This is a genomic window from Tessaracoccus bendigoensis DSM 12906 (assembly GCF_900141915.1).
GTDB lineage: Bacteria > Actinomycetota > Actinomycetes > Propionibacteriales > Propionibacteriaceae > Arachnia > Arachnia bendigoensis.
On sequence record NZ_FQZG01000007.1, the window covers coordinates 1 to 26,875 of the forward strand.

Consider the following 26,875-nt stretch of genomic DNA (forward strand, 5'->3'; position numbering starts at 1 on the left):
CCAATGGCCGATTTTCCCCAGGGTGAGCAGCCGGTCAGAACCAAGCAGTGGCCAATACTCGACCCCAGACACGGCAGAAACGACCACTGGCCGATTTTCCCCGGGGTGGGCGAGGCCGAAACGGCCGCCGCCACCGCCACCATCAGACAGCGACGGCGTCGAGGGGGACCCCCGGATCGCGCAGCTTCGCCGCATCCGCCGGCCGACCGGCCTTCAGCAGGGCATCGATCGCGTCGCCCTGGTCCCAGACGTTGACGTTCATCACCGCCCGCGGGACGCCATCGCCCCGCAGCCAGAACGAGATGTATCCCTCATCGGTGTCGCGGGTCACGAGGGTGGCGCCGTCGGGGATGACTCCCCGGAACTCCATCCCGAGGTCGTACTGGTCGGTGTAGAAGAACGGCGGCAGGTCGTAATGCGCCTCGTCGCCGACTACTCCGCGGGCGGCGATGGCCGGCTGGCTCAGCGCGGTGGCCCAATGCTCGACCCGGATGCGGCCGCCCACCCACCGGTTCTCCGCGTTCGCGATGTCTCCGACGGCGAAGATCGCGGGATCGCTGCTGCGGAGCGAGTCGTCGACAAGCACGCCGCCCTCGACCTCCAGCCCTGCCGCCTGCGCCAACTCCACGCGGGGTTCAGCACCGACCGCGATCAGGACGGCGGCTGCCTCCACCCGGCGTCCGTCGCCGAGCGTCACCGACTTGACGGCGCCACGCTCGCCGTCCCCGTCGATCGACGCGATGGTCGAGTTGAACGCGAACTCGACGCCGTGTTCCCGGTGCATCGCCACGAAGCGTGGGGCGACCTCGTCGCCGAGCTGCCGCAGTACCCGGTCTTCTCGCACCACGACCGTGACGGGGACCCCCATCGTGCGGGCCACCGCGGCGACCTCGAGCCCGATCCAGCCGCCGCCGTAGACGACCAGCGGCCCACCGGCGGTGAGGACGGCGCGCAGTTGGTCCGCATCCTCGAGCGTGCGCAGTGTCTGCACCCCAGAGCGGCCCACACCAGGCAGGTTCAGGGTGCGGGGCCGGGACCCGGTGGCCAGGATCAGGCCGTCGTAGGCGAGGCTTGAGCCGTCCGAGAGGTGAACCAGCCGACCCGCCGCGTCGACGTCGGTGGCGAAGATCCCGAGCCGCGCCTCGACCTCGTTGTCCGCGAACCATCCTGCCGCCAATGGCGTGAACTCCTCCAACGCCTTCCCACCGACGAGATACTCCTTCGACAGCGGGGGCCGCTCATACGGCAGATGGGCCTCGCCGCCGACCAGGACAATGCGGGCCTCACCGTCAAGGTCACGCAACTCCTCGACGGACTTTGCTCCGGCCAGCCCTCCACCAATCACCACATATGTGCTCATGACAGCTCCTATCCTTCTGGGTTCGAGCCTATGTCGGGGGGTCGGCCGCTGGGTCTGATTCGGCAGGCTGCATGCACCTGGCCGACGGTTTCCCGCCTCTGGATCACCGGCGCGCCGGGGAGTAGAATCTCGGGCTATCTCCCCCGGAGCAGGCCGTGCCCTGCTCCCGGGCATTCGCACTTGGCTACGGACGACGACCAGGTTTCGACCCGGCCCCAGAACGGCCCCGGGTTTGACGGCGGGGCATGCGTCAGCTGACGGCAAGGAACGTGCGCTCCATGGGAAACAACGACGAAGACCGCGTGCCGATCATTGAGGCGCGCCTGCTACGCACCGACGACCTGATCGACCTGCGACTCGAGGCGACCGGCTGCACGCTGGAACCGATCGACGGCGGCTCGGAGCTGGTCTGCGGGCCCGACTCCGCGCTGGTGCTCCACTTCCCGCCGCAGCACATCGGCGAGCAGGTCTGGCAGACGATGCCGGCCCCGCCCGCGCCCCCGCCCACGCCGTCGCAGCACGTCGCTGCCGGGCCGACCCGGATCGTCTACCAACTCGCGGAGGGCACCCGGATACCGTTCACGCTCGACGGCGTGCTGGCGGCCCTGCCCGACCTGCCGCTGCGCGTCTCGAAGCTCGCCACCGCGGCTGGTGAAGCGCTGGACGGGGCAGGTCCCGAACCACCGGCAGACGATGAGACCGCCATCGAGGCGCCTTACCACCTGGTGGTCTCCCCCGGCCCACAAGGCGCCTTCAGCCACGCCGTCGCACCCGTCGGCCCGCCCGGCCGGGCAGAGCTGTGGCGCACCCGGCTCACCGTCCGCCGGGATGACGGCACCCTCGACGACGCCGACGCCGGGCGGCGCATCGTCCGGGCACTCTGGAACCGCGATCAGGACCAGGCACCGGCCGACTTCATCCCGGGCAGCGACGATGACCAGCCTCTGAAACCGTTCGACCGGTACGCCATCGTCGCCCAGACCCATGGGGGCATCCCGGAGAATGCCGACACCCCCCTCCTCGTGGCGAATCTCGCCCTGTCCAGCCTCGGCGCCTGGTTCGACTGGAGGCAGACCTGGGAGTTCGGGCAGAGCATCGCTGACTACCGCCACCAGGCGTTCATGGGCCGTGACGGCTACGTGCGCGTCGTCTACCGGCTGTTCAGTTCCTCGGCGAGCATCACGAGGATGCCGCTGGGGCCACGCAGATAGGTGAGCCGGTAGGCGTCCTCGTACGTGGCGACGCCGCGGAGCGGGTAACAGCCGTGCCGGGCGGCAACCGCGAGGGCCGCGTCGAGGTCGTCGACCGAGAACGCCACGCGGTGCATGCCGATCTCATTGGGGCGCGTCGGGTCCGTCTCGATGGCTTCGGGATGGAGGTACTCGAAGAGTTCGAGCATGCCCTGGCCGTCCGGCGTCTGCAGCATCGCGATCATGGCGTGGTTGCCGTCGAGGTCGACGGCGGTGTCGGCCCAATCGCCGCTGACCTCCTGGCGCCCGAGGACGGTGAGGCCGAGGTCGGTGAAGAAGGCGATGGCGGCTTCCAGGTCTCTCACCGCGATGCCGACGTTCTCGAGTTTGATGACCATTGCCCGACTCTACGCTTCGGCTGATGGATCGCCCGCGAGCCCGACGGCGGTCCCGTCAGGAACTGCACCTTGCCGTCGAGACGGAAGCACCACCTGGCGGACTCACGCTGGCGTGTCTCCGCGTGTGCCGATGTCGACCATGATGGGCATCATGACCACCCACTACTTCACCGCCTGCAGCCTCGATGGTTTCATCGCAACCACCGAGCACTCGCTGGGCTGGCTGCTGAAGCAGGACTTCGACCAGGACGGCCCCATGTCGTACCAGGAGTTCGAGCGTTCCATCGGGGCGCTCGCAATGGGGGCGTCGACCTATGAATGGGTGCTCCGGAATGACCCGGACGGTTGGGCCTACCGTCAGCCGACCTGGGTGTTCACCCACCGTCGGCTGCCGATCCCCGAAGGCGTCGATGTGCGGTTGACCAGTGCAGACGTCCGTCAAGTGCATGCCGAGATGACGGCGGCCGCGCAGGGACAAGACCTTTGGGTCGTCGGAGGTGGCGATCTGGCCGGACAATTCTGCGATGCAGAGCTGGTGGACGAGGTGTGGGTGCAGTACGCACCGGTCACGTTGGGTGCCGGAGCACCGTTGCTGCCCAGGGCGTTGGACCTCGAACTCATCGATGTGGCCCGCAACCGGAGCTTCCTCTGCGGCCGCTACCGGGTGCTCGGCCGACCATCGGACGTTCCGGCCGGTCGTGACGGCTGAAGTCGCGGGCGATGGCGCGTTTGGGTCGGGGCCCGCGTGCGTCGTCGGACGTTGTGAGGGACAATCGCCGGGCATTGGCCCATACTCGGCACCAGACCACCCAGAATCGACCACTGGCCGATTTTCGGAGACCCCGCCCGGGGTTCGGGGACCCGCACCCAAACGGCGTCGCAGGGCATTGGCCCATACTCGACACCAGACCACCCAGAATCGACCACTGGCCGATTTTCGGAACCGCGCCCGGGGTTCGGGGACCCCGCCCGGGGAGGGTTCGGGATCCCGCGCCGGTCAGGGACCCGCGTCGGCCCCGTCGGGGAGACCACAGGCCCGCACGGTAGGGTGACCGGATGGGGAAGAAGGTCACGGCCAAACAGGTGGCAGATGCCGCCGGGGTGTCGCGCAGCGCCGTCTCACTGGTCTTCAACGGCCGCGGTGACGACTTCCTTGCGACCGAGACCCAGCAGCGGATCCGTGAGGTCGCCGGGCAACTCGGTTACACCCCGAACCTGGTTGCCCGCAGCCTCCGGAACCAGCAGACCAAGCTGATCGGAATCCTCTCCAACGCCGCCGTGACCGGTCCGTTCGACGGCGAGATCATCGGCGGCGCCGACGCCGTCGCCCGGGAGCACGGCTACCTGACGCTGTCGGCGGACACGGAGAACCAGGCCGACCAGGGGGCCGATACGCTGCGCCGCCTGCTCGACCAGGGCGTGGACGGCCTCATCTATCTGACCGTCGGGCTGCACGAGACGCGGGTGCTGGACGACTTCATGCGGGTACCCGCGGCCCTTGCCAACTGCTTCCCAGGACCGGGGTCACCCGAAGGCGCCGACCTGCTCCCCCGCTTCATCCCGGACGAGGTATCCGGCGGGCGGGTCGGGACCGAGCACCTGATCGGGTTTGGGCACCGTCGCATCGGGCTGCTGCGTGGCGAGCAGGACACGCCCGCATCGGGGTGGCGTGAGGATGGCTTCCGGCAGGCGATGGCCGCGGCAGGGTTTCCGGTGGACGAGTCACTCGTGGCCGAGGCCGGTTTCCAGATCTCGCCTGGCTACCACGGAGCGATGCGACTGCTCGATGTATCGGCCGAGCGACGTCCCACCGCGCTGGTCGCCCCCAACGACCGTGTCGCGATCGGGACGATCCTGGCGGCCGGCCGGTTGGGGTTGAGGGTGCCGGAAGACCTGTCGGTGGTGGGCTATGACGACCAGCGCAACGTCGCCTCGGACATGGTCCCGGCGTTGACGACCGTTGCGCTGCCGCTGTCTGAGATGGGCCGCCGCGCGATGAGGGCGGTGCTCGCCGCCGTCGAGCCCGACAAGTTCGACGCCGCGACAAGACCGGTCGGTGAGGTCAGGTTGGAGTGCGGGTTGGTCGTCCGCAAGTCGACGGCCCCCGTCTCAGGCTGAGCCCCGACGGATAAGTGCGGTCACAACGACCGAATCGAAATTTCGGGCTTTTGCGGAGCATCCAGCCGCACTTATCCGTCGGATTCCCCTCAGACCCGCAGATCCCAGGCGCTGACGCCGACTCCTTCTCCGGCCTCGATCCGGTACTTCTCGGCCCCCTCGGGGTAGGCCCGCAGCGTGTCAGACCTGGCGCCTTGAGGGAACACCTCGATCATCGAGGCGTCGATGAGCAATGTCACGGAGGAGCCGACACCGATCACCCCCTGCCAGATCACCTGGCGGGCCTCGCCGTCGGTGAGCACCAGGGAGGCCTCCCCCGCACCCGACAACTCGACCCACGCACGGTCGGGCAACTCGTCACCGACGACAGGTTCGCCACGGAGCCCCACCAACTCCCTTGCTGGGACGAGCCGCGCGACATCGCCGTCGACGACCACCTCACGCGGGAACGTCAGCGACCCCGTCCAGCCGACGGCGTCACTGTCCTCGAGCGTGCGGCCGCGCACGCCATCGATCCCGGAGGTCTCCCTCGCCCAGCCCCAGAGCAGCACCCGGCCGTCGACCTGTACGGCCTGCGGAGCGTAGAACGACGGGTTGTCCTCGATCAGACCGTGGCTGCGCGGGGTGAACGACGGATGTCCGGTGTCGGCGTCGATGGCAAGGTCGCCGACCAGGTAGCCGACCCCCGTCAGGTCATCCTGGCGCCACAGCGACACCATCAGCACCCAGTCGTCACCGACGCGCACCAGCTGCGGGCACTCCCAGATGTTGCTTGGCGGCAACTGGTCCGCAACCGGATCGTCGCCGTAGAGCAACACCCCCAGCTCGCGCCATGCACCCAGATCGGTCGTGTCGTAGAGCAGGATGGCGCCCCGGCCGTCGGCGAGCCCGGCACCCTGGATGCCCCACCGTCGACCATCAAGCTCGAACAGGAAGGGGTCACGCACCGCGGTGACGCCCTCGGTCGAAGGGAAGGGTGCGGCGACCTCCTCCTGCCGGAGCCACTCGTCGGCGTCGGCGCCGCGGCGCGCGATGACGACCCGCGAGCGGTCGTAGTCGAGGGTAACCCCCGAATAGACGAGCGTCGGCACGCCGTCCTCGACGGTGGCCACGCCCGACCAGCAGCCGGCCGGGTCGAGGCCGTCCGGATCGGGGCGCAGCGCGATGGGATGCTCCTCCCAGCGCAACATGTCAGGGGAACTGACGTGCCCCCAGGTGATGTGGTTGTGCCGCGCCGATTCGGGGTTGTACTGGAAGAACACGTGCCAGCGCCCATCGGCAAAGTGGATGCCGTTCGGGTCGTTCAGCCAGCCGGTGGCGGGTCGGCCGTGCAGGGAAGGGAAACTGCGGTCGGGATGTGCTGCTGCGGAGGTCATGCTCGATTCTTTCGCGTTGCGGGCGGGGCCGGACGGAAATCGCCCGGCCCCGGGGTGGGACTACTTGCCTGCGCCTGCCGTCAAGCCCTCACGCAGGGTGCGCTGGCCGAAGAGGAACACCACGAGCGCCGGAATCATGGACAGCACAACACCGGCCAGGACGACCGAGATGCTGCCGGTGCCCATGTTGCCCTGCAGCGTCACCAGGCCGAGCGGCAAAGTGAAGTTCTGCTCGGAGATCGTCAGGATCAGGGGTCTGAAGAACTCGTTCCAGTGGAAGTTGAACGCGAGGATGCCGACGATCGCCAGGCCGGGCATTGCGAGCGGCGCGTAGATCGACCAGAAGATCCGAAGCGGCGACGCGCCGTCGACGGTGGCGGCCTCGGCCAACTCCGTCGGCAGCCCCAGGAAGTACTGGCGCATCAGGAACGTGCCGAACGCCGTCGGGATCGCGGGCAGGATCAGCGCCAGCAGGGTGTCGGAGAGTCCCATGCCGCGGATCAGCATGAACACCGGCACGATGGTCACCTGGACGGGGATCATCATGGTGGCCAGCACGAGTGAGAACAGCGCCGACTTGCCCTTGAACTTCAGGAAGGCGAACGCGTACCCGGCCAGCGCCGCCGACAGCATCTGGCCGACGGCGATCAGCCCGGTGACCAGGGCGCTGTTGAGCACCAACAGGCCCATGTTGAGTTGGCGGAACACCTCGGCGTACGAGCCGAAGTCGGGGTTGAGTGGGATGAAGGACGGCGGGAGCGTCAGCCCCTCGGCCGGAGGGCGCAGCGACGTCGAGAACGTCCACAGCACCGGGCCGAGGATGAGCGCGCCGACGAGCACGAGGACCAGGATGCGAAGCGCCATTCCCCAGTCGAACGGGCGACGGCGCTTGGCCGTTGCGGTGATGGTCTGAGTGGTCATCTCTGATTCCTCACTGGTAGAAGACGTAGCGCTTGCTGAGGCGGAACTGGAGGGCGGTGACGGCCATGATGAGAAGCATGAGGATCAGGCCGATGGCCGATGCCTTGCCGAACTCGAGCCGTTTGAACGCCGTCTCGTAGATGACCATGACGACGGTGCGGGTGGCATCGCCCGGCCCGCCGCGCGTCAGGACGTATGGCTGGTCGAACATCTGCAGCGCGCTGATGATGGCCATTACGGAGGCGACCAGGGTCGTGGGGCTGATCAGCGGGATCGTGACGTTGCGGTGCTTGCGCCACCCGGTCGCCCCGTCGATCGAGGCGGCCTCGTAGACCTCCTTCGGGATGCCCGCCAGGGCACCCAGGAACAGCAGGAACGAGAAGCCGAAGTTCTGCCACACATACACCAGGATGATGACGGTGGACGCGCCGGTCGGGGTGGTCAGCCACGGCACCGCCGGGATGCCGACGAGGCCGAGGAACCAGTTGACGACGCCGAACTGCTCGTTGAACAGGTAACCCATGAAGATCGACACGGACGCGGCCGACAGGATCAGCGGGAAGAAGAACGCCGAGCGGAAGAACACCCGCAGCCAGTTGGGGAGGCGCTCCTGCACCAGGACGGCCAGGAGAAGGGCCAGCCCGAGTTGCAGCACGACCGCGATCACGACGAACAAGATGGTGTTGCCGAAGCTCACGAGCACCGTCGGGTCCGCTGCGGCCTCAGTGAAGTTCTGGAAGCCGACGAACTCGGGGTTGCTGATGATGTCCCAGCGGAAGAACGCCAGCACCAGGGAGCCGACGATCGGGATGAGGGTGAAGATCCCGATGCCGGCCAGCGTCGGCGCCAGGAACAGGTAGGCCATCAGGGACGACCCACGGGATCTGGATACGGACTTGGCGCTCATGCGTTACTCCTAAGTGCCAGTTCGAGATCGCGCTGCAGCGACTGCAGTGCGCTCTTCATCTGGGCCTCGCTGCCGCTGACGGCGAGCGAGACGTTCTTGATCAGTGCGGTCTCGACCGAGCCCTGCTGCGGCGGCGCCGGGATCGGCCCGGTCGCGGGGAACCGGTCGAGCGTGTCGTAGAACCGCTTCCAGTGCTTCGGACCTTTCACGCCGAACAGTTCCTCGTTGACCATCGAGCGCCGCGACGGCGTCGTGTTCGGGTTGCTGAAGATCAGCTTCATGCCCTCGAGCGAGGCCGAGAACTTGAGCCACTGCCAAGCGGCCTCCTTGTCCTTCGCGGTCTTCATGATCGCGTAGCCGGCGGTGCCGAACTGGTGTCGCTGCAACTCCGAGCCCTCGCCGGTGGCCCAGCGGGGGAAGAACTGGACGTCGTAGTCGGTCGGCTTCATGCCGGCCTCGTGCAACCCCTGGACCCAGTAGCCGCCCGCCGGGGTAGTGCCGACGCGGCCGGATGCAAACTGACCCACCAGCGTGTTGCCGCCGCCGCCCTCGGGCCGGACGCCGAGGCCGTCGACGACCAGCCCACGCAGGAAGTCGAAGCTCTCGTAGACCTCGGGCGCGTCCGCGTTCGGCTGCTGCCAAAGGTAGCCGCCGGACAGCAGCGACCTGGCCGGGCTGTCGCCGTAGAACTCGTCCCAGAGCCATTCACCACCGGGCGCCTTCTCCTCCTTCAGGAAGGAGGTGTTGTTGGCGTACAGCCATGGCACCACACCTCCGAAGAGGCGGTTGGTCCAGTAGTAGGGCACGAAGTCGCCGCTGGCGGCCTGCTTCATGGAGGCGAGCGCGGCCCGGAAGTCCACCTGCGTCCAGTTCTCCGCCGGGTCGGGCAGCCTCGCCGCGTTCCATGCACTGGTGTTGTAGTACATGTTTGCCGCGTTCCAGTCGATCGGAAGCTGGTAGAGGTGCCCGCGGTACATGAACGCCTCGACGAGGCTCGGGTGGACGTCGGCGAAGTACTCGCGCATGTCCTCCTTGTCGCGGGTGACGTACTCGTCGATGGGGTGCGCGAGGCGCTCCGCGAACAGCTGCGCCCCCTCCGTCGCGACGTTGACGATGTCCGGCGGGGTGCCGGCTGCGACCATGGTCAGGATCTTGCTGAAGAAGTCCTGCCAGTCGACCGACTGGATGGCCATGATCCGCACCTTGATGCCGGGGTTCTGCCTTTCGAACTCCTTCACCAGGTTCGCGCGAGCCTCCGCGTCGGCCTGGGTTCCGATGATTGCGATGGTGAGCCGGTCCTCACCACGCCCGGGGATGTCGCTGCCCGTCAGCCGCGGCCAGGCCGCGACGGTGGCGCCGACGGCCCCGAGACCGATCGCGCCGAGCAGGGCACGTCTTGTGACGTCGCCTCTTCTTGTCGAGTCGCCCATGACTCTCCTTCGTTTGGGTTGCGGCCTCACGGACCGGTCCTAACACGTGTTAGTCACACTACGTCGCCCACCGCGCGGTGTCAAGCGGATCACCGGAATCACCCTCCTCCGATCGAGGCCGGGGCCACCGGCTACCTGCTCAAGGATGCATTCCCCGAAGAGCTCATCGAGGCCGTCCGGGCGGCGGCGCGCGGCGAGTCGATGCTGGCGGCCGAGGGCTACCGGCGACGAATCCTGAAATGACGACTAGAATCACCGTCACCCTCAGCTACATCGACGCGTGATGTTTCGGATCGCCAGGCTGGGGGTAAGTGTGTTCCCGGGGGATTTCTAAACGAGTCGGGGGGATAGCCGGACAGGAGCCGACGCCGTGAAGCAACAACTCCCTTGGGAACCGCCGTGCGGGTCCTGATCGTCGGTGCGGGGATCGCCGGCCCCACCCTGGCGTACTGGCTGCAGCGCCTTGGCCATGGCGTCACTCTGGTTGAGAGCGCACCGGAACCACGCCGGGGCGGTTACCTCGTGGATTTCTGGGGAGCGGGGTTCGACGTCGCTGAACGGATGGGGATCGTGCCCCGGTTGATGGACGAGGGCTACCGCATCCACGAGGTCCGCGAGGTCGCCTCCAGCGGCAAGCGGATCACACACTTTGACCCAAGTAAGCTCACCGGGTTGAGCGACGGTCGCTTCGTCAGCATCGCCCGGGCCGATCTGGCCCTGGCCATCTACGACGCGATGGGGCAAGGCGTGGAGACGATCTTGGGCAACACCGTGTGCGCCCTGGATGACGACGGCGAGAGGGTACGCGTCGAGTTCTCAAACTCCCGCTCCAGAGAGTTCGACCTCGTCGTTGGTGCGGACGGCCTGCATTCACGGGTCCGCGCACTCACATTCGGACCGGAGAAGGACTTCGAACGCGACCTCGGAATCGCGGTCGCTACCTTCGACCTGGTCGGGTACCGCCCACGGGAGGAACTCGTGGCGGTGACCCACACCCGGGTCGGGGCACAGGTGCTCCGGGTCCCGATGCACGACGACGCGACGATGTTTTGTCTCATGTTCCGCCACCGCGGGGAACTACCGGATGACCGACGCGTGCAGCACGCGCTGCTGCGTGCACGGCTGGGCCACATCGGCTGGGAGGTGCCAGCGATCTTGGGGGCGCTGCCCCGGGCCCGCTCGTTCTACATCGACCGTGCGAGCCAGATCAGGATGCCCTCATGGTCGCGTGGGCGCATTGTCCTGATCGGTGACGCCGCGGCCTGCCCTTCGCTGTTGGCCGGACAGGGGGCAGCCTTGGCGATGATCGAGGCATACGTCCTGGCATGCGAACTGCGCCGGACCGGTGGAGATCACAGGGCCGCGTTTGCAGGCTACGAGCGACAACTGGCTGGGCTCGTCCGAAAAGAGCAGGACGCGGCGGTTGGTCTTGGGGGTGCGTTCGCCCCCCGCAACCTCACGCAACTGCTGCTGCGTAAAGCGGCAATCGGCCTCATGTCCTTCCCCTTCACGGCGAACCGGATGGCTGGTCGCAGCCTGCGCGACCCGATCATGCTGCCGTCGATTCCCTTGACGAGCTGACCGCACCGAAGGCCTGAGGGCGGAACGGCCAACCCGACGAATGGCGCCATTTTTCGAGGTACTGTGCCGCCAGAGGTTCGTCCGCAACCCCCCACGAGCAGGCCTTCCCCGAAGTCGGCTCGGTGCACCGACGATGATTTGCGAGGCCACGTCATGACCCGAGGAACCCTCCACCCCCGACGAACCGCGCTGGGTCTCCCAGCCCTGACCGTCGCCGTTCTGTTGACTTTGACAATGGGCTGGTTGATACCAGGCCCGTCCCAGGCCAGGGCAGACGGCCCGACGACCTTCTCGAACACCTCTGCCATCGCCATCCCGGCGACAGGATCGCCCAACCAGACCGGCCCCGCTTCGCCCTACCCGTCCACAATCGCGGTTTCGGGCCTTGCCGGAAGCCTGTCGAAGGCGACAGTCACCTTCCACAACCTCACTCATGGCGCACTCAACGACGTCGATGCTCTCCTGGTCGCCCCTGGCGGCCAGAACCTCGTGGTGCTCTCCGACATCGGCGACCCCAACTCCCTGGCAATTGCCAACAACACGACCCTCACCTTCGACGACGCCGCGGCGGGCCCGGTCTCCGCCCCACCGGCGATGGTGCAGAGCGGGACATACCGGCCGACCAACGTTGCAGGCGGCGGTACCGACTCGTTCCCTGCCCCGGCCCCGGCCCCCTCGACCCAGACCACCCTTGCGGGAGCCTTCACGGGCATCAACCCGAACGGCAACTGGCAACTCTTCGTGGTCGACGATACGAGCGGCGACGTCGGGAACATGGCCGGAGGGTGGAGCCTCACACTCACGACGGAGGTCGCGGCGGTGGCGACGGCTACGACGGTCACGTCGTCGAATGCGACGTCGACCACGGGAGCACCTGTGACGTTCACGGCCACCGTCGCTTCTGCAGGCGGGCCTGTCACGGCGGGCACCGTGCAGTTCTCCGACGGCGCCACCGCACTGGGGGCCCCGGTGCCGGTCAGCGCGGGCGGGGTCGCAACGTTTAGCACCTCAGGGCTAGCGGAGGGCACCCATCTGATCCGCGCCACCTACAGCGGCGCCTCGGGATTCCTGACCAGCAACGGCAGCCTCACGCAGCGCGTCGACAACGCGACCGTGGTCACGGGCAACACCTTCTGCAACGCCGGCCCGTTGGCCGTCCCCCTGCTCGGGACCGCGCAGCCGTACCCGTCGAACGTGTTCGTCTCCGGCATCACCGGCACGGTGACGAAGGTGACGGCGACGTTGAGAGGCGTCTCCCATACGGCCCCGATCGACCTCGATGTTCTGCTTTCCGGCCCGACCCCCACCAACAACGTGATCCTGCTGAGCGACGCGGGCGGCATCTCGCCCGTCAGTGGCCTGAACGTTACGTTCGATGACGACGCCGCGAGCGGCGTTCCGGCCGCCCTCACGAGCGGGTCGTTCCGGCCAACCAACGCAGGCGAAGGGCCCGACACGTTCCCCGCCCCAGCACCGTCACCCGCCGTCGGGGCCACCCTTGCCACCTTCGCGGGCGCGAACCCGAACGGAACCTGGAGCTTGTGGGTGACCGACGATGCCAGCGGGGATGCGGGCGGAATCTCGGGCGGCTGGTGCCTGACGATCGAATCGGTGAGCCCGACCACGACCTCCCTGACAGCTTCCCCCAACCCCTCCACCGTCGGCGGTTCGGTGACGCTCAGCGCATCGGTCGCCTCCGGCGGCACGGCCGTCAACTCGGGAACGGTCACATTCAATGACGGATCGACGGTGCTCGGCACCGCGCCGGTGCTCGCGGGCACCGCCACCCTGACCACTTCGGCCCTGGCGGTCGGCACCCACACGATCACGGCCAACTACGGCGGCACCGCGTCGCTCCAGCCGAGCACCGCCACCATCAGCCAGGTCGTGCGCCAGGCCACCACAACCACGGCGTTGAGCTCCAGCCCCAACCCGTCGGTCGTCGGTGCAGCGGTTGCCTTCACGGCCACCGTGGCCTCCGCAGGCAACCCGGTGACGACAGGCACCGTCACCTTCAGCGACGGCGGAACCGCGCTCGGCACCGTGCCCGTCGCCTCTGACGGCACCGCGACCCTGACCACTTCGGCCCTGACAGTCGGCACCCACACCGTCACCGCCAGCTTCTCAGGCACGACGGCACTTCAATCCAGCAGCGACACCCTCGACCAGGTCGTGCGGCCGATCGTCACAACCACGGCGTTGCTCTCCGGCCCCAACCCCTCCGTCGTCGGCGAGACCGTGGAGCTGAGAGCCTCGGTCGCATCGCTCGGGTTCCCCGTCACCACTGGAACGGTCACGTTCAGCGAGGGACCGACCACGCTCGGCACCGCGCCTGTCGCCACCGACGGCACCGCAATCCTCAACACGTCATCCCTGGCGGTAGGCAGCCACTCCATCACCGCCACCTTCAGCGGGACCGCGACGCTCCAGGGCAGCAACGGCACCGTCACCCAGGTAGTCACTTCGGCCCCCACACCAACACCGACGCCCACGCCGTCCCCGACACCCACGCCGTCCCCGACACCGACACCGTCCCCGACACCCACGCCGTCCCCGACACCCACGCCGTCCCCGACACCGACACCCACACCCACACCAACCCCCACACCGACTCCTACCCCCACGCCGTCCCCGACACCCACACCCACGCCGAGCCCGTCGCCCACCCCGAGCCCGTCGCCTTCACCGACCGTGACGCCTCCGAACCCCCACAGCGACCTGTACTCGATTCCGGGGTATCACTTCGTCAACGGTCGCAAGTGGTACACCACGTGCGAGCCGTACTCGCAGACGCAGCGATGCCGCACGGACATCTGGGCGACGCAGGTGGTTCGAGTCCGCGGCGAGTACCGGTGGGTCACCGGCTGGTACTTCAACACGCTGACGTATCTGCCATACATGACCCGAGCCCAGTGGGGAACCAACCCGCTGGCGAACACCGGTGAGTGGACGGCGTCCGACGGGCGGCGGTGGCGCACCGAGTGCGACACGCCGGTCTCCGGCCGCAACGGCTGCCGGACCTGGGTCTGGGTGAGCTACATCGCGTCCGACGGCTTCGACAGGTCGGGCAACCGGACCTACGCCTGGCAGCAGGGTTGGGTGGTGAACAACCTGGTCCGCTTCCGCTGACTTGCGGCCAGCCGAGCAGCGCCCGGACCGAGCCCGGTCCGGGCGCTGCTCACGAACGAGCGGCTCGGGACTGTACCTTCAACGGTGCAACTCCGACCCAGGAGGGACGAGATGACAGTGCAGGACGAGCCGGCGGTTGAGTCGCCCCGGACGGAGGGGCACGTGACGGCCAACATCGCCGCCAAGCCGTTGATGGACAAGGCGTTGATCGCACAGCTGGGCGGCGACGCCAACAAGCAGGGGCTGGGAATCGACGGCGAGGGTGGGGTTGCTCGCGCAGTTGACGAAGCTGGTCGTGGAGGCGGCGCTGGGGGCGAGTTGGCCGCCCACCTGGCCTATGACAAGCATGAGCGGGCCGGTGAGGAGGGGACGGGAACGCCCGCAACGGCGCCCGGTCCAAGACTGTGCTGACCAAGGCCGGCCCGATCCAGGCATCCTGCGAGACCCGGCTCCTCGTCGGCCAGCAAGCCGCCGCGCTCCCGCTCTGTCGCAAGGTGTGGAGGCTACGCCGACGGCAACTCAGCAGCGGAGGCAATGGCAGCCCGTGCTTCGGTGCGACCAGACGCGCCATCTGCGATCACAGTCACCAGGGCATCGATGCTCTCGTGGTCGGCGTCAGCAGGGAACATCCACTGGACATCACTTCGTTCTGTGGTGACGCCGATGGTTGGCCGCACTCGCTCTCCGTGATTTGTTCTCGGACGCACGTACTTCACCTCATCGAGTGGGTACGTGGTGCCAAGCTCGCCACGACGTGGAAGCGCCTTCGGTGTCGCGGTGACGATTCGACGGTCAGTCACCGCGACGAAGGTGCTGGACGTGAGTATCTCGACCATTGCGCCAACCTTTCCGGGGGCGAGCGCGTCCCAGGCCGTATCGACACGCTTGGCCAGGAGCACTGGCACCACTCCTGTGAGGTTGTGCGCGCCGGTCTCGTACGGGAACGCAATGCTGCGGAGTTCTTCACCGTCCTCCAAGAACCACCGAAGCACGTGCAGATAGGGATCAAGATCGAGCCCTTCGGGTGCGCACACTGTGGTCGGCAATGCAGGCATCTCGACTGCTGGCTGGAGCATGACGGCCAGGGCTCGATGGCATCGAGGAGCTGCCTGCAAGTGAGCTGAGACGCCTTTGCGTCCTTCCGCTTCTTCGTGAGAGGCACGGTAGCGCGACCTGGGAGCTCGGCGATGATCCGTAGCTCACGCACGAGTGACTCGGTCAACGAGCGGATTTCGGAGAGTGACTCGTTGATCTCGGCAGGCGTGTTCCGGGCGATCCGGTCGAAGAGCTGCGGAGCACAACCGACCCTTCGAGATGCTCCTCGACCCCCAGGTCAACGCCAACGCGCTGACCTGGGCCGCAGACGCACACAAGGCCCGAACCTCCACCAATGTTTCCATTGGCAAGAGTTCGAGCCTTGTGCGTCTGGTGGACCTGCGTAGAGAGTTTGAGAACCCCTGCCCACCCTTGAAAACCCTGTCTTTGCGTAGGTCACGCGGCTTCTACAAGCAGGACCGCCGTTCGTCGGGGCCGACGGTGGCGCACTCCCGGGGTCGGATGGTGCGGTCACTTGAGATGCCTCAAACCCTTCTGCGCCCCGAGCAGGTCGATGACCTGGTGGCGGAGTATCGGGCGGGAGCGACGCTCGTGGAACTGGCATCGCGATTCGGCGTGATCCGCCGAACGGTTGCCGCGTACTTGACACGCCGGGCGGTCCCAATCCGACGCGGGAGTTTCGACCCTTCCAGCATCCACGAAGCAGCCGACCTCTACCTCAGCAGGTTGACGCTGGTAGAGGTCGGCGGGCGCTCGCATCGCACGGCATCGTGATCTGGCGCGGCGGGCGCCGTGGTTCTCGCATCACTACATCCGTTGCTGCCGCACGTCCTCATCATCGTCGCCGCCAACGGAACACTGACCACGACCGTCGATGGAACACCCTTCCCAGCACCCGACGAGACCGCGTGGACGCGATGTACCACCAGGGCCCGGCCTGGAGCTGGGCTGCTCGGCCCCTTCCTGAGCACTCACCTGCCCACCCATCGCGACCCCGCCGCCGTCCGCGACCTCCTGGACGCCGCCCTGACCGGCCTGACCCAGGGGCGCGTCGGCAGTGTCAGCGAACCTTTCGACGGTGACCCGCCGCACCTGCCGCGAGCCGCCAGCGCCCAGGCCTGGGGAGTCGCCGAGCTGCTGCGCGTCTGGCGCCAGCTCGACGGCTGACTCCGTTATGGGGCCGACTCACCAGGAGCATTGACGCGGCGCTGAGAACTCGCTTCGAGTTAGCGCGGATCGGTGCCGTAAAGCACGGCGGTCGGCGCACCAACGGCGGTGCCGAGCTTCGAATCCGGGTCGTAGGCGCCGACGTGCAGCTCGGTGACCTTGCCCTTGGAGTAGACCTTCTGTCCCGGACCGGCGGTCTTTCCGGTGAATCCCGCCTCCTCGATGGCTGTCCGGATGTCTGCCGCAGTCGTGGTGGCACCGTTACCGGGCCACCACATGGTGAAGCTCGGTTCGCCGGCGTCGTCGGTCCAGGTGATCGTGCACGCGGGCTCGGAGGGCAGCTTCACACCGATCGCGTCGGCGATCGCCCCGGCCTGGTCACTGGCCTCGGCGATGTTCGACAGGGAGGCGAAAACCTCGAACACGGTTGCGGGGCATCCTGCTGACTCGGCAGTCGTCTCCGCGGGTGTGCTTGCGGGAGTCTCCGCGGGCGTGCTTGCGGGAGTCTCCGCTGGTGTGCTTGCGGGAGTCTCCGCTGGTGTGCTGGCGGGCGGAGTCGGCTGCGAGGTCTCCCCGGATCCGCTCGCACATCCCGCGAGTGCCACGGCTATCAGTAGAGCCATCGCCGTCGAGGCGGCCTTGCGTGCGGTCATGATCGATCCTTCCCCCAGGTCCGTGTCATCATCCAGTGCCGACAACGTGTTGCGAGTCTCGCATTCGTCCCGGATCTCTGTCAATGAGTCCGCCGCCCGCCTTGACCTGGGCGGCCGCCGCCTCGCGATCGCCGGCGAAGACCCTGGCCTGGGGTCGTCGCGTCAGGTTCCGGTTCTCGTTGTGGCGACGGCGATCTTTAGCGACTCGATGACCGGATGGCTCCGGGCCAGCAGGTGCCGGACCTCGGGGGAGAGCAGCGCTAGGGCGCAGGAGACGACGTGCGCCTGACGACCTCGGGTTCACTTGGGCACTGGCTGTCGCCCCGCGCGCGTAAGCATCTCGGAGCGGGGATGGAGAGAGTTGGCGTGAGCGTCTACGATCACACCACTCTGACGCGCGTGGAAAGCGACCCACGCCCGAGCCCGCCGATCCGCCGCCGCGCTGTCCTCCATACTGCGAGCGGTAGCCGCATCCCATCCGATCTGACAGTGTGGGCCGGCGGCTTCGCCGTCTCGGCATTGGCGACCGAGGCCGGACTCTCGGTCGATCGGATCGGCAGGGTACTCGTCGACGATCAGCTGAGGTCTGTCAGCCATCCGAACGTCTTCGCTGTGGGCGACGCCGCCGCCAGGACAGCAGGAGGCGCAGTATCCCGGATGTGCTGTCAGACGGCGCTGCCGATGGGTGCAGCCGTAGCGAGGATCATCGCTGCTGACCTGCGAGGCAGACGGCTCGCCGCGCCGCCCTCTCGGTGCGCGAATCCCCGACATGGAAACGCAAAGTGAGAATGACAACGTTAGGAAGTGATCATGGCTCATCTGAACGAGATCGTGATCGACGCGTGGCATCCAGCCGCCCTCGCACGTGGCCCGTGCGGTTTGTCGTGGCGAGCGTCGGGCGGGCTGGACGCGCGTCCGGTCGCAGTGGACACGCCCTCCGACTGCCTCACGATGACTCGGCGCGGTAGTCGCTGGGGGTGAAACCGAGCACGTTGCGGAAATCGCCGGTGAGGTGGGCGTGGTCGGTGTAGCCGAGATCGGCAGCTATCGTTGCGAGGGAAATGTCAGGTTGCTCGCGCACCAGTTGAGCGGCGTCCTGGAGTCGCCGGCGTCGGATAATGGCGGCCGGTGGCAGACCGATGTATCGGTGTGTCATGCGTTGCAGCGTGCGCAGCGACACCGCAAGCCGCACGGCCGCCTCGGTGGGAGTGTTCGCGCCGCCCTCACCGATCAGCACTTCCGGCATCGTGTTCGCGTGCCGAGCAACGGCCGGGACTCACAGGCACGGGCGCTGAGCCATCGCGTGAAAGCGTCGACGGCCTTCTCATGTCGCTCGCTTGCACTACCCATCGCCGCGACAACCTGCGCGTGAAGAGCGGGAGCGTCCAGGGGTTGCTCGGTATCGACAAGCGAGCTCGGATTCGAGGTCAACGTGCGCACGGCCGCGGGTCGCAGAAGTGCACCCACTGCCCAGCCGCTACCGCGCAGCTTCCGTTCGCTCATCCGCGTCGTTGCACCCACGAGCGATACCCCGCGCGGCTCGATGACGAGGTTCAGGGCGGGATAGCTGACGACGGTCTGACGTGATACGACGCCCGGTTCGAGGTCCCACTCCGGTATCCAGAACCACTGAACCAACTCCTCCACCGCTTTTGGGGGCGCGAATCGGTGGAACGCAGGCAGTCGCGACGGAAACAGCACCCCTCGCGACTGGTCGAACATAGTTCCAGGGTAGACGAGCCGACAGAGTGGCGCGCATCTCCAAGCGGCCGGCGCAGTCACGATCGTACGGTGGCTGTATGACAGAGAAAGAAACACCAAGCCGGGGAGTCACCGGCTCATTCACAACCGAGGGTCGGCCTCACGGCATGACCTCACTGACCCCTTTCCTAGCGCTGACGGACGCCGCTGGCGCGATCGAGTTCTACCGCGACGCCTTCGGCGCACGCGTCATCGACGTCACCGAGATGAACGGTCAGCTGGTTCACGCCGACCTCGACTTCGGACTCGGCCAACTCCAGCTGGGTGTTCCCAGCCCGGACTACCAGCTCGTGCCCCCGCCGGAAGACGACAAGGCCTGCTACTCCCTCGGACTCTATGTCCCCGATGTCGATGCCGTCGTCGCGCGCGCGGTCGCGGCCGGAGCAACGATCCGCGAAGAGCTCTCCACCTTCGTCTCGGGCGACCGCTACGCCAGCATCCGCGACCCATTCGGCGTGCGCTGGTCGGTAATGAGCCGCGTCGAGGACCTATCCGAAGAAGAGAGCTCCCGCCGGGTTGCAGAGTGGGCCGCATCGTACTCATAGGACGTCCGCGCGGGTTGGTCAGCTTTGGCACGCACTCGCCGCCTTGGTGTCGGCGTCGTGGACAGATCAACCCGCCGCCGGCGGCTCGTTTGACCGGCTCCTGTCGTGCATCAACTTCTCCACACCGTCCAGAATGGTGCGCAACCCGAAGTGATAGGCACGCTGTGGGTCGGTGGCCGCGTTGTACTCCTGTCCGGCGGCGGCCCCGATCCGGGACGCGTGTGGGTACTTCGAGGAATCAATCAGCGCAGCAAGCACTGGACCGGCCTTGCTCCACCACTCGCCCTCAGAATCGCCCGTCACCTGACTGGTGTCAGTTAGGTCGACCGCTAGGCGCGCAGCGGACCTCACATGCTGAAGCACCAGGGCGAGTGTCAGATCCATCTCGACATCGTTGAGGCCGAGCCCGTCTAGCTGACGGAGCTCGGTGTCGTACTTGGCGATCGTTCCGGGTCCAAGAACGGGCCGCGCCTCATCGACGGCGAGGAGCCATCGATGGCGGGCGAGCAGACGCCAGTTCTGCTCGGCAACTGCTTCGATGGACTGCCGCCAGGTGGCTTGCTCGGCGATACCCTCCGCGCCCTGGTACGCCTCACCGTTGACCCGATCCACCATGAGGTCGATGAGTTCAGCCTTGCTGGGAACGAAGCTGTAGAGCGACATCGTTCCCACCCCCAACCGCTCTGCGAGCTTGCGCATGGACAGGTTGTCGATGCCCGTCTCGTTGGCGAGCTCGATCCCGGCGTCGAGGATGGCGTCCAAGCTGATCCCGGACCGCCCTGTCCTGTTGTCGCCGTGCCAGAGCAGCGCGATGGTCTTCAGCGGGTCTCCTCGTCCCGTGTGTTCAACCACGTCGTCTCGATCCTCCTCGGTTGGGAACAAGTCCTTCGCCATACACAGTACGATACAGTGTACGCTCGTATGGTGTACGATACGGCGTACGGAAGGTGAGGTATGAAGGCTGTCATTGAAGCGGAAGCGGTCGGGAAGACCTATGGACGAGGAGATGGCGAGGTCGGACTACACCGGCTGAGCCTGGAACTGGAGCAAGGCCGCGTGCTGGCGCTGCTGGGTCCCAACGGCGCCGGCAAGACGACCGCCGTGCGTGGGTTGTCCACGCTCCTGCGGTTCGACAGGGGCAACGCTCGAGTTGCCGGGTACGACGTCAGCGCCCAGCCGAAGCAGGTACGCCAGCGCATCGCTTTGGTAGGGCAGTCGGCTGCCGTCGACGAGCAACTCACGGCGATACAGAACCTCGTCCTCTTCGCGCGGCTTCGCGGCCTAGACCGTTCTGCCGCGATGCGCCGCGCTCAGGAGCTGACCGGTCAGTTCGGCCTGACCGAAGCGGCAACCCGAGCCGTCCAGGGATTCTCCGGAGGCATGCGACGCCGACTCGACGTGGCGGCGAGCATGATCGTTCGTCCGCACGTGCTCTTCGTCGATGAGCCCACCACGGGGCTAGACCCAGCGGCACGTCGCGACCTGTGGCGTGCGCTCAGGTCACTCGTCGCGGACGGCACGGCGATCCTGCTGACCACGCAGTATCTCGAAGAGGCCGACAGCCTCGCAGACGACATCATCCTTCTGGATCGCGGATATGCCGTCGCTCAAGGTTCCGCGGACCATCTCAAGAGCATGGTCGGGCCACCCGTGATTCAGCTCCACTTCCAGGATGAGGCTGACGCGCACCGCGCGATACCGCTCCTCCAAGACGTCGATCCTTCCGCCACGCTCGATGACACGAGGACGACAATCACCCTGCACGCAGAAGCAGAAAACCTGACCCGCAGCGTTCAGGTCCTGGCTGGGATAGTCCTCCCCACCGAAGTCACGATGCGTAAGCCATCGCTCGATGAAGTCTTCTTGACCCTCACGGGACACGACACGCAGGCCGCCGAGGAGAAGTCAGCATGACCACCACATCAACTGCGCATCGCGCACCCGTTGTCGCCGCGCCTGGGTTGTTCACAGCAGCATGGATCATCGCCGGTCGGACCATCGGCTCCTGGCGCTCGCAGCTCGGAGCCGTGGTCATCGTCTGGCTCTTCCCTGTCTTCGTGACGTTGCTCTTCCTCGGCCTGTTCGGTGGCGCGCTGCAGGTACCCGAGGGCACAACCTACGTCGACTTCCTGATTCCAGGGATGTTGGCCGTCACGATGCTCTTCGGTCTAGAGACCACGACGCTCACTGCCGCTGCAGACGCAGCGCGCGGAGTCAACGACCGGTTCCGCACCTTCCCGATCAACGCCGCGTCGATTGTCCTCGGCCGCTGCATGGCGGACACGATCAGCTCGCTGGTGAGCCTTGCGGCCATGGTGACCTTTGGGCTGCTGATCGGCTGGCGCACGGCGCTATCGCCTGGGTCCGCGCTGGCGGCCATCGCGCTCCTGCTGCTGTTGCGGTTCTCGCTGCTATGGATCGGGCTCTACGTCGGGTATGGCGCTTCTGTCGAGTCGGTCGCGTACGTGCAGGTTCTCGTCTGGCCCATCGCCTTCTTTTCCAGCGTCTTCGTGAACCCCGCGTCGATGCCAGCATGGCTGGGCACGATCGCGGAGTTCAATCCCGTTTCCGCGACGGCGACCGCCGTCCGAGAACTGCTCGGCGAAACCGCATGGCCGACAATCAGCGTCGCGGGTGAGTTTGCGCTCGGGCTGGCCCTGATCTGGCCCCTTCTTCTCACCGCGACCTTCCTGCCGCTCAAGGCGAGGAGATTCCGAAACGGGGGACAGTGAAGGAACCGGAAGTGATGCAGGAAGTCCACACGGAACAGGCCGCGGTTGAGGCGATGTATCGGCGGCTCGACCGAGACCTGGCGGATGCACGCGATGCATATCGGCAGGCAACGGCGATCCGATTGAAGACCCGCACGACTTGCACGCGCGGGACGTTGAGGTCGGACGCCTGACGCGGATCTTCACGGAACGGCAGGTTGCCGGACACGCACTTGCTTCGGTTGGATCGACACGACGAGCGGGACGTCGATACACATCGGCCGTGTTGGTCCACGCGACGATAGCGGGGTCACCACCTCCACGTCGCGGTCAAGGCCAACTAGCGGCGCTGCTTGTAGATGTCTCTGAGTCCGTTACTCTCGCAGGACTCGCGAGCCACGAGAGCGCGACACAACCGACACCGATTCGGTGTTCGCCCACCAGGTGTAAACTCAGGGGTTACATCGAGTGTCGGAGGAAGGGGCGTGGCATGACAACTGTCGCCGAGCTGCTGGACCATGGCCTGTCCGACTGGAGCCACGTCCTGGCTCACCGTGCAGACGAAGCGGTCATCGACGCGGTGCGAGCCAGATTCATGGGCGCAGGGGTTCCAGTCGAGCTCGTCGCCGACACTCTTCGAGACGGCGGCGCCGCCCTGCATCAGGCGGTGGCGTCCGAACGCTCCGACTGGGCGACTCCGTTCGGCGGTCTGTTGGCCGTGGCGTTGCTGACTGCGGAGGTTGCCGCCTACTGCTCTCATCTGGTTGCGCGGGCCTCGGCCGTCCGGTCAGTTGCAGTGGATTCCCTGCTGGAGGACTTCAGCGCCGTAGCAGTGGCGTCTGAACTCGGCGTGTCACGACAGAAGGTGTACGAGATTGGCCGGGGAGGTGCGAAGCTCCGCGATGCACTGAGGCAGGCGAACCGATGACCAGGAGCACGCATGGGATGGACTTCTCGGCGCCTGATGCCCCGCTGCTGCATCCGCTCGATATCGAGGAGGCGCGGAGCTACTACTTGGTGGCGACACTCCTGCGTGCCTTCGTGTCGCCGGCGGTTCTCACGGCCCTGATGCTGTGCCTATGGGCGGTCAGCAACAATCCCGTAACTCCCGTCCTCGGCCCCGTCGTCGCAGTCACGTTGATCGCCTACGTCGAGCGGAAGTTCCGCACCGACGCGTGGGCGTACGTACCACGTCGCCGTCAAGACGCCGGGCGGGACGAACCGGTCGCCCTCGCTTCGCTGGCACGGGGCGTCGAGGTCGCGCTTCTGGCCGGAGCAATGGTCGGCTTCGTCTCCAGCCTCGGCGTTCGCGCCGTGCCGACACAGGTCGGCTCGATTGCGCTGGGTGTAGTGGTCGGGCTGGCACTGATCGTCGTCGGGACCTGGCTCTGGGATCGTTCCGCCCCTCGCGACCACCGGTTCGCCCTTTCCCCGATAGTGGTCGGCGACCTGTCCGGGGCTCTAACACTCGCGATACTCGCACTGGGCGCATCCGCCATCCTCGGCCGCACAGCAATCCACCTGCCCGAGGCGCTTGGCGGGTTCGCGCTGATTGTGAGCACGACCACGCTGTGGCTACTCCTACGCCTCATTCCCGTCCACATCCGCTGCCTACCCCCCAACATCGACATGCCCTGAACCACCCTTGTCGCCCCTGGGTTGACAGTTCTGGGTGCATGTGTGAAACTAATGTCACCCCAGGGGTGACGCAACGCTTCTGGGGTGAGCCGAGGTGGTAGACCATGCCAATCATCAGTGTCGAGTCGGTTCGCAAGACCTTCGGTGAGGTGCTTGCGATCGACGATCTCACCTTCGCCGTGGACGAGAACGAAATCTTCGGCATTCTCGGCCCGAACGGAGCGGGGAAGACCACGACCGTGGAGTGCATCGCCGGGACGATCACTCCCGACCGGGGCCAGGTCACAGTGCTAGGCGCGGACCCGGCCCGGCAGCGCAGCTTGGTGCGCGAGCGGGTCGGGTACCAGCTTCAGTCGACCGCGTTGCCGCCCGCTTTACGTGTCGGTGAAGCGATGGAGTTGTTCGCAGCGTTCTACGAGTCACCAGCCGATGTCGGCTCGATGCTCGATCTGGTGGGGATGACCGGCGAACGGCGCCGACCGTTCGGGAAGCTCTCGGGTGGCCAACAGCAGCGGCTCTCCATAGCGCTGGCGCTGGTCGGGCAACCACAGGTCGCAGTCTTCGACGAGCTGACGACCGGCCTGGACCCTCAGGGCCGCCGGGATGCCTGGCAGCTGATCGAACAGATCAGGAACCGTGGAATCACCGTCATTCTCGTCACGCACTTCCTTGATGAGGCCGAGCGCCTGTGCGATCGGATCGCGATTATCGACAAGGGACGGTCACGCTTCATCGGTTCACCCACTGAGCTAATGGACGCGACGCCACATGCGTCGACGTCTCCCCATCGACTTGAGGACGCCTACCTGCGACTGCTCGACCAAGACACCGCATCAACGGCCCGGGGGATGTGACATGCGCGCCACCATCGCACTGACGAAAGTCGAGACCCTGCTCCTCCTGCGAAACCCGACGAGCATCTTCATGGCTCTCCTGCCTGCGCTCCTTCTCATGCTCCAGGCCTACGTCATCCCAGGTACCACGAACCCTGTGGGCGGAACCGATCGTGCCCTCGCCGATTTGCGCCCCATCGACTTCTTCGTTCCGGTGGCTGTCGCAGTGGCAATGGCCAGCATCGCCATCACCAACTACCCGTCCTCGGTGGGCTCCTACCGCGAGACCGGCATCCTTCGCCGCCTGGGCGTGACCCCTGTGGGCGCGCACCGAGTGCTGCTCGCGCAATGGGCGGTCAGCGCGTTCTCGCTGGGCGCAGCCATCCTGCTGACGCTGTCCGTCGCCTGGTTCGCCATCGGAACCTCGACCCCACGCAACCCCGCCGCAGCGACGGCCATCGTCCTCGTGGGTGCCATCGCCATGATGGCTCTCGGCTCAATCATCGCCGCAGTCGCCCCCAGCGCGCAGGCAGCCTACGGGCTCGGACTGCTGGTGTTCATGGTGACGATGTTCACCGCAGGCATCTGGACCCCCGGCCCGCTGATGCCGGAGACGATTCGCACGATCTCCGCCTTCACACCAATGGGAGCGATGACACAAGCACTCACAGACGCCTGGTTCACCGGCACCGTGTCACTCCTCCCATTCATAGTGATGACCGTGTGGGCCCTACTCGCTAGCGCCTTGGCCATCAGGGTCTTCCGATGGACGTAGAAGATCACACCTCTTGAACATCACCGACGCCTACGTCGGACTCAACAGTGCACAACGCCGCATCCGGTCGATCTCATGGCTCAGAGTGGCCGAGCCCGGCGAGGAACTGCAGCAGATCCTCCGCGACCAGCCCCGGCTCCTCGAGCGCCGCGAAGTGGCCACCGCGCGGCATGATCGTGAAGCGCTCGACGGCGAAGAAGCGCTCGGCAAGCTCGCGCGGCGCCGTCGCCAGGTCGGTGGGGAACAGCGCGAACGCCGTGGGCACGGTGACGGCGGCGGGCGCCCAGCCAGCGGCATCGCCCCAGTCGGCGGCCTCGGCATCGCCGGGGCCCGCTACGTCGGCGGCCTGCTCCCACGATCCTTCGCCGCCGGCCTCGGCATCGCCCCAGTCGGCGTCGGCCCAGCCGGCGTCGTCACCGGCCTCCCAGCTCATCGCGGGCTCGGAGTAGAGCCGCATCGCCGAGCGCACCGTCGAGGTCAGGTGCATCAGTGCGGCGTTCGCGATCACGTGGTCGTCGGCGATGCGGCTCTCGGACCAGGCGTCGTAGAGGCTGCCGAGCCAGGTCGCGAGGCCGAACGGGGTGTCGGCCAGCACGGTCGCGACCATGTTCGGCTGCATCGTGTTCGCGGTGAGGTACAGGGCCTCATCGCCGAACTTCTCGATCGACTCGAGGTACGCGGCCTCGGCCGGGCCGGCCGTCGCCTTGTCGATCGTGTAGGCGAGGTCGAACGGCACGTCGGTGAGGTGCAGCGCGATGATGCCTTCCGGGTGCTGCTGGGCGATGGTCTGCGCGACGGCGCTGCCCCAGTCGCCGGCGTGCACCGCGTAGCGCTCGTAGCCGAGCGCCTGCATAAGGGCGTGGAAATCGGCGGCGGGGATGTCGCGAGACATCTCCCCTTCCGGCTCGTCGCTGAGCCAGAACCCGGCGATCGCGGGGGCCACGACGTCGTGGCCGGCGGCGGTGAGCAGCGGGATCAGGTCGATAAAGCGCAGTGGCGAGTCGGGCCAGCCGTGGATGAGCAGGATCGGCGCACCGGTCGGCGCCTCGGCGCGCGCGCGGATCGCGGCGATCCTGCGCCCGTCGTCGCTCCTCGTCTCGACGTAGCCGAGACCCGCGATGCGATCCTCTACCTCCCGCCAGTCAAAGCCGCCCCGCCACCGCTCAAGCAGGCTGCGCTGGCGCGACTGGTCGTGGCCGGGCGCCTGCGCGGCCGCGGGCACGATGCGGGGCAGCTGCACCGCCGTCACCCTCGCATCGAGGGCGTCGAGGGCCTCCTGCGAGACGCGGGGCAGCTCGGTGCTGGGGGTGGTCGCGGTGTTCATGA

At 67.0% G+C, this 26,875-nt stretch carries 28 protein-coding genes and 1 pseudogene; 17 read left to right on the forward strand and 12 right to left on the reverse strand.

Features of this window, described 5'->3' with window-relative positions; all coding sequences use genetic code 11:
• Positions 1 to 142 precede the first annotated feature (142 nt).
• Positions 143 to 1,360 (reverse strand): NAD(P)/FAD-dependent oxidoreductase, encoded by a 1,218-nt coding sequence (locus tag BUC15_RS02120; RefSeq protein ID WP_073185919.1) that lies wholly within the window; start codon positions 1,358 to 1,360, stop codon positions 143 to 145.
• Between the two features lie 278 nt (positions 1,361 to 1,638).
• Between BUC15_RS02120 and BUC15_RS02125 the strand changes: the two genes are divergently transcribed.
• Complete coding sequence (locus tag BUC15_RS02125; RefSeq protein ID WP_073185920.1) at positions 1,639 to 2,571, forward strand: hypothetical protein; 933 nt, start codon at positions 1,639 to 1,641, stop codon at positions 2,569 to 2,571.
• On the opposite strand, the gene BUC15_RS02130 is transcribed toward BUC15_RS02125, so the two are convergent.
• A complete protein-coding gene (locus tag BUC15_RS02130) occupies positions 2,511 to 2,948 on the reverse strand; it encodes a VOC family protein (RefSeq protein WP_073185921.1) in 438 nt (145 codons plus the stop codon). The genes BUC15_RS02125 and BUC15_RS02130 overlap by 61 nt on opposite strands.
• Before the next feature lie 130 nt (positions 2,949 to 3,078).
• Here BUC15_RS02130 and BUC15_RS02135 point away from each other — a divergent pair, with 130 nt between their 5' ends.
• Both BUC15_RS02135 and BUC15_RS02140 read left to right on the forward strand, forming a co-directional pair.
• Positions 3,079 to 3,657 carry a dihydrofolate reductase family protein gene (locus tag BUC15_RS02135; protein WP_245787857.1) on the forward strand — a complete coding sequence of 193 codons (579 nt, stop codon included), beginning with the start codon at positions 3,079 to 3,081 and terminating at the stop codon, positions 3,655 to 3,657.
• Between the two features lie 347 nt (positions 3,658 to 4,004).
• Positions 4,005 to 5,066: a LacI family DNA-binding transcriptional regulator gene (locus BUC15_RS02140; protein ID WP_073185922.1), complete on the forward strand. Its 1,062-nt coding sequence runs from the start codon at positions 4,005 to 4,007 to the stop codon at positions 5,064 to 5,066.
• Between the two features lie 89 nt (positions 5,067 to 5,155).
• Here the strand turns inward: BUC15_RS02140 and BUC15_RS02145 are convergent, their stop codons facing one another.
• From BUC15_RS02145 to BUC15_RS02160, 4 genes are read right to left on the reverse strand one after another with little or no spacing between them, the layout of a single operon-like run.
• On the reverse strand, positions 5,156 to 6,442 hold the full coding sequence (locus BUC15_RS02145) for a glycoside hydrolase family 32 protein (protein WP_073185923.1): 1,287 nt from the start codon (positions 6,440 to 6,442) through the stop codon (positions 5,156 to 5,158).
• A gap of 60 nt (positions 6,443 to 6,502) precedes the next feature.
• Entirely contained in the window at positions 6,503 to 7,363 is an 861-nt protein-coding gene (locus BUC15_RS02150) for a carbohydrate ABC transporter permease (protein WP_073185924.1), read from the reverse strand.
• A 10-nt stretch (positions 7,364 to 7,373) separates the two neighbouring features.
• On the reverse strand, positions 7,374 to 8,270 hold the full coding sequence (locus tag BUC15_RS02155) for a carbohydrate ABC transporter permease (protein WP_073185925.1): 897 nt from the start codon (positions 8,268 to 8,270) through the stop codon (positions 7,374 to 7,376).
• Positions 8,267 to 9,700: an extracellular solute-binding protein gene (locus BUC15_RS02160; protein WP_073185926.1), complete on the reverse strand. Its 1,434-nt coding sequence runs from the start codon at positions 9,698 to 9,700 to the stop codon at positions 8,267 to 8,269. The genes BUC15_RS02155 and BUC15_RS02160 overlap by 4 nt, the downstream gene beginning before the upstream one ends.
• 111 nt (positions 9,701 to 9,811) lie before the next feature.
• On the opposite strand from BUC15_RS02160, the pseudogene BUC15_RS21060 reads away from it, so the two are divergent.
• From BUC15_RS21060 to BUC15_RS02200, 4 genes and pseudogenes are all read left to right on the forward strand, one after another.
• Positions 9,812 to 9,910, forward strand: a pseudogene (locus BUC15_RS21060) (DNA-binding response regulator); the annotation flags it as partial.
• Positions 9,911 to 10,099: 189 nt separating this feature from the next.
• Positions 10,100 to 11,281 carry an FAD-binding domain gene (locus tag BUC15_RS02170; protein WP_073186008.1) on the forward strand — a complete coding sequence of 394 codons (1,182 nt, stop codon included), beginning with the start codon at positions 10,100 to 10,102 and terminating at the stop codon, positions 11,279 to 11,281.
• 153 nt (positions 11,282 to 11,434) lie between these two features.
• The gene (locus tag BUC15_RS18965; protein ID WP_084189292.1) at positions 11,435 to 14,410 is read left to right on the forward strand and encodes an Ig-like domain-containing protein; all 2,976 of its coding nucleotides are present in this window, start codon (positions 11,435 to 11,437) and stop codon (positions 14,408 to 14,410) included.
• Positions 14,411 to 14,521: 111 nt separating this feature from the next.
• Positions 14,522 to 14,821, forward strand: a complete 300-nt coding sequence (locus tag BUC15_RS02200; protein ID WP_073185928.1) for a hypothetical protein — start codon at positions 14,522 to 14,524, stop codon at positions 14,819 to 14,821.
• A gap of 92 nt (positions 14,822 to 14,913) precedes the next feature.
• On the opposite strand, the gene BUC15_RS02205 is transcribed toward BUC15_RS02200, so the two are convergent.
• Positions 14,914 to 15,486: a hypothetical protein gene (locus BUC15_RS02205; protein ID WP_073185929.1), complete on the reverse strand. Its 573-nt coding sequence runs from the start codon at positions 15,484 to 15,486 to the stop codon at positions 14,914 to 14,916.
• 238 nt (positions 15,487 to 15,724) lie between these two features.
• Here BUC15_RS02205 and BUC15_RS02210 point away from each other — a divergent pair, with 238 nt between their 5' ends.
• Positions 15,725 to 16,240: a hypothetical protein gene (locus tag BUC15_RS02210; protein WP_217652081.1), complete on the forward strand. Its 516-nt coding sequence runs from the start codon at positions 15,725 to 15,727 to the stop codon at positions 16,238 to 16,240.
• Between the two features lie 18 nt (positions 16,241 to 16,258).
• Positions 16,259 to 16,633, forward strand: a complete 375-nt coding sequence (locus tag BUC15_RS19275) for an amylo-alpha-1,6-glucosidase (RefSeq protein ID WP_073185930.1) — start codon at positions 16,259 to 16,261, stop codon at positions 16,631 to 16,633.
• Positions 16,634 to 16,692: 59 nt separating this feature from the next.
• Here the strand turns inward: BUC15_RS19275 and BUC15_RS19280 are convergent, their stop codons facing one another.
• The gene (locus tag BUC15_RS19280) at positions 16,693 to 17,286 is read right to left on the reverse strand and encodes a hypothetical protein (RefSeq protein WP_139280058.1); all 594 of its coding nucleotides are present in this window, start codon (positions 17,284 to 17,286) and stop codon (positions 16,693 to 16,695) included.
• Between the two features lie 279 nt (positions 17,287 to 17,565).
• Here BUC15_RS19280 and BUC15_RS21065 point away from each other — a divergent pair, with 279 nt between their 5' ends.
• The gene (locus tag BUC15_RS21065) at positions 17,566 to 18,072 is read left to right on the forward strand and encodes an FAD-dependent oxidoreductase (RefSeq protein WP_073185933.1); all 507 of its coding nucleotides are present in this window, start codon (positions 17,566 to 17,568) and stop codon (positions 18,070 to 18,072) included.
• A 160-nt stretch (positions 18,073 to 18,232) separates the two neighbouring features.
• On the opposite strand, the gene BUC15_RS20205 is transcribed toward BUC15_RS21065, so the two are convergent.
• Positions 18,233 to 18,532 carry a helix-turn-helix domain-containing protein gene (locus BUC15_RS20205; protein ID WP_217652082.1) on the reverse strand — a complete coding sequence of 100 codons (300 nt, stop codon included), beginning with the start codon at positions 18,530 to 18,532 and terminating at the stop codon, positions 18,233 to 18,235.
• Positions 18,517 to 19,008 carry a DUF6597 domain-containing transcriptional factor gene (locus tag BUC15_RS21165; RefSeq protein WP_425443324.1) on the reverse strand — a complete coding sequence of 164 codons (492 nt, stop codon included), beginning with the start codon at positions 19,006 to 19,008 and terminating at the stop codon, positions 18,517 to 18,519. The genes BUC15_RS20205 and BUC15_RS21165 overlap by 16 nt, the downstream gene beginning before the upstream one ends.
• A gap of 77 nt (positions 19,009 to 19,085) precedes the next feature.
• Here BUC15_RS21165 and BUC15_RS02240 point away from each other — a divergent pair, with 77 nt between their 5' ends.
• Complete coding sequence (locus BUC15_RS02240; RefSeq protein ID WP_073185934.1) at positions 19,086 to 19,592, forward strand: VOC family protein; 507 nt, start codon at positions 19,086 to 19,088, stop codon at positions 19,590 to 19,592.
• Positions 19,593 to 19,658: 66 nt separating this feature from the next.
• On the opposite strand, the gene BUC15_RS02245 is transcribed toward BUC15_RS02240, so the two are convergent.
• The gene (locus BUC15_RS02245; RefSeq protein ID WP_073185935.1) at positions 19,659 to 20,486 is read right to left on the reverse strand and encodes a TetR/AcrR family transcriptional regulator; all 828 of its coding nucleotides are present in this window, start codon (positions 20,484 to 20,486) and stop codon (positions 19,659 to 19,661) included.
• 60 nt (positions 20,487 to 20,546) lie between these two features.
• On the opposite strand from BUC15_RS02245, the gene BUC15_RS02250 reads away from it, so the two are divergent.
• From BUC15_RS02250 to BUC15_RS02275, 6 genes are all read left to right on the forward strand, one after another.
• A complete protein-coding gene (locus BUC15_RS02250; protein WP_073185936.1) occupies positions 20,547 to 21,506 on the forward strand; it encodes an ATP-binding cassette domain-containing protein in 960 nt (319 codons plus the stop codon).
• Positions 21,503 to 22,324, forward strand: a complete 822-nt coding sequence (locus BUC15_RS02255) for an ABC transporter permease (protein ID WP_084189293.1) — start codon at positions 21,503 to 21,505, stop codon at positions 22,322 to 22,324. Before BUC15_RS02250 ends, BUC15_RS02255 begins: the two co-directional genes overlap by 4 nt.
• A 469-nt stretch (positions 22,325 to 22,793) precedes the next feature.
• A complete protein-coding gene (locus BUC15_RS02260; RefSeq protein ID WP_073185937.1) occupies positions 22,794 to 23,231 on the forward strand; it encodes a hypothetical protein in 438 nt (145 codons plus the stop codon).
• Positions 23,228 to 23,941 carry a hypothetical protein gene (locus tag BUC15_RS02265; RefSeq protein ID WP_139280060.1) on the forward strand — a complete coding sequence of 238 codons (714 nt, stop codon included), beginning with the start codon at positions 23,228 to 23,230 and terminating at the stop codon, positions 23,939 to 23,941. The genes BUC15_RS02260 and BUC15_RS02265 overlap by 4 nt, the downstream gene beginning before the upstream one ends.
• Before the next feature lie 104 nt (positions 23,942 to 24,045).
• Positions 24,046 to 24,795: an ABC transporter ATP-binding protein gene (locus tag BUC15_RS02270; protein ID WP_073185939.1), complete on the forward strand. Its 750-nt coding sequence runs from the start codon at positions 24,046 to 24,048 to the stop codon at positions 24,793 to 24,795.
• A 1-nt stretch (position 24,796) separates the two neighbouring features.
• Positions 24,797 to 25,549: an ABC transporter permease gene (locus BUC15_RS02275; protein WP_073185940.1), complete on the forward strand. Its 753-nt coding sequence runs from the start codon at positions 24,797 to 24,799 to the stop codon at positions 25,547 to 25,549.
• Positions 25,550 to 25,622: 73 nt separating this feature from the next.
• Here BUC15_RS02275 and BUC15_RS02280 read toward each other — a convergent pair whose 3' ends face one another.
• Positions 25,623 to 26,873, reverse strand: a complete 1,251-nt coding sequence (locus BUC15_RS02280; RefSeq protein ID WP_073185941.1) for an alpha/beta fold hydrolase — start codon at positions 26,871 to 26,873, stop codon at positions 25,623 to 25,625.
• Positions 26,874 to 26,875: the final 2 nt, after the last annotated feature.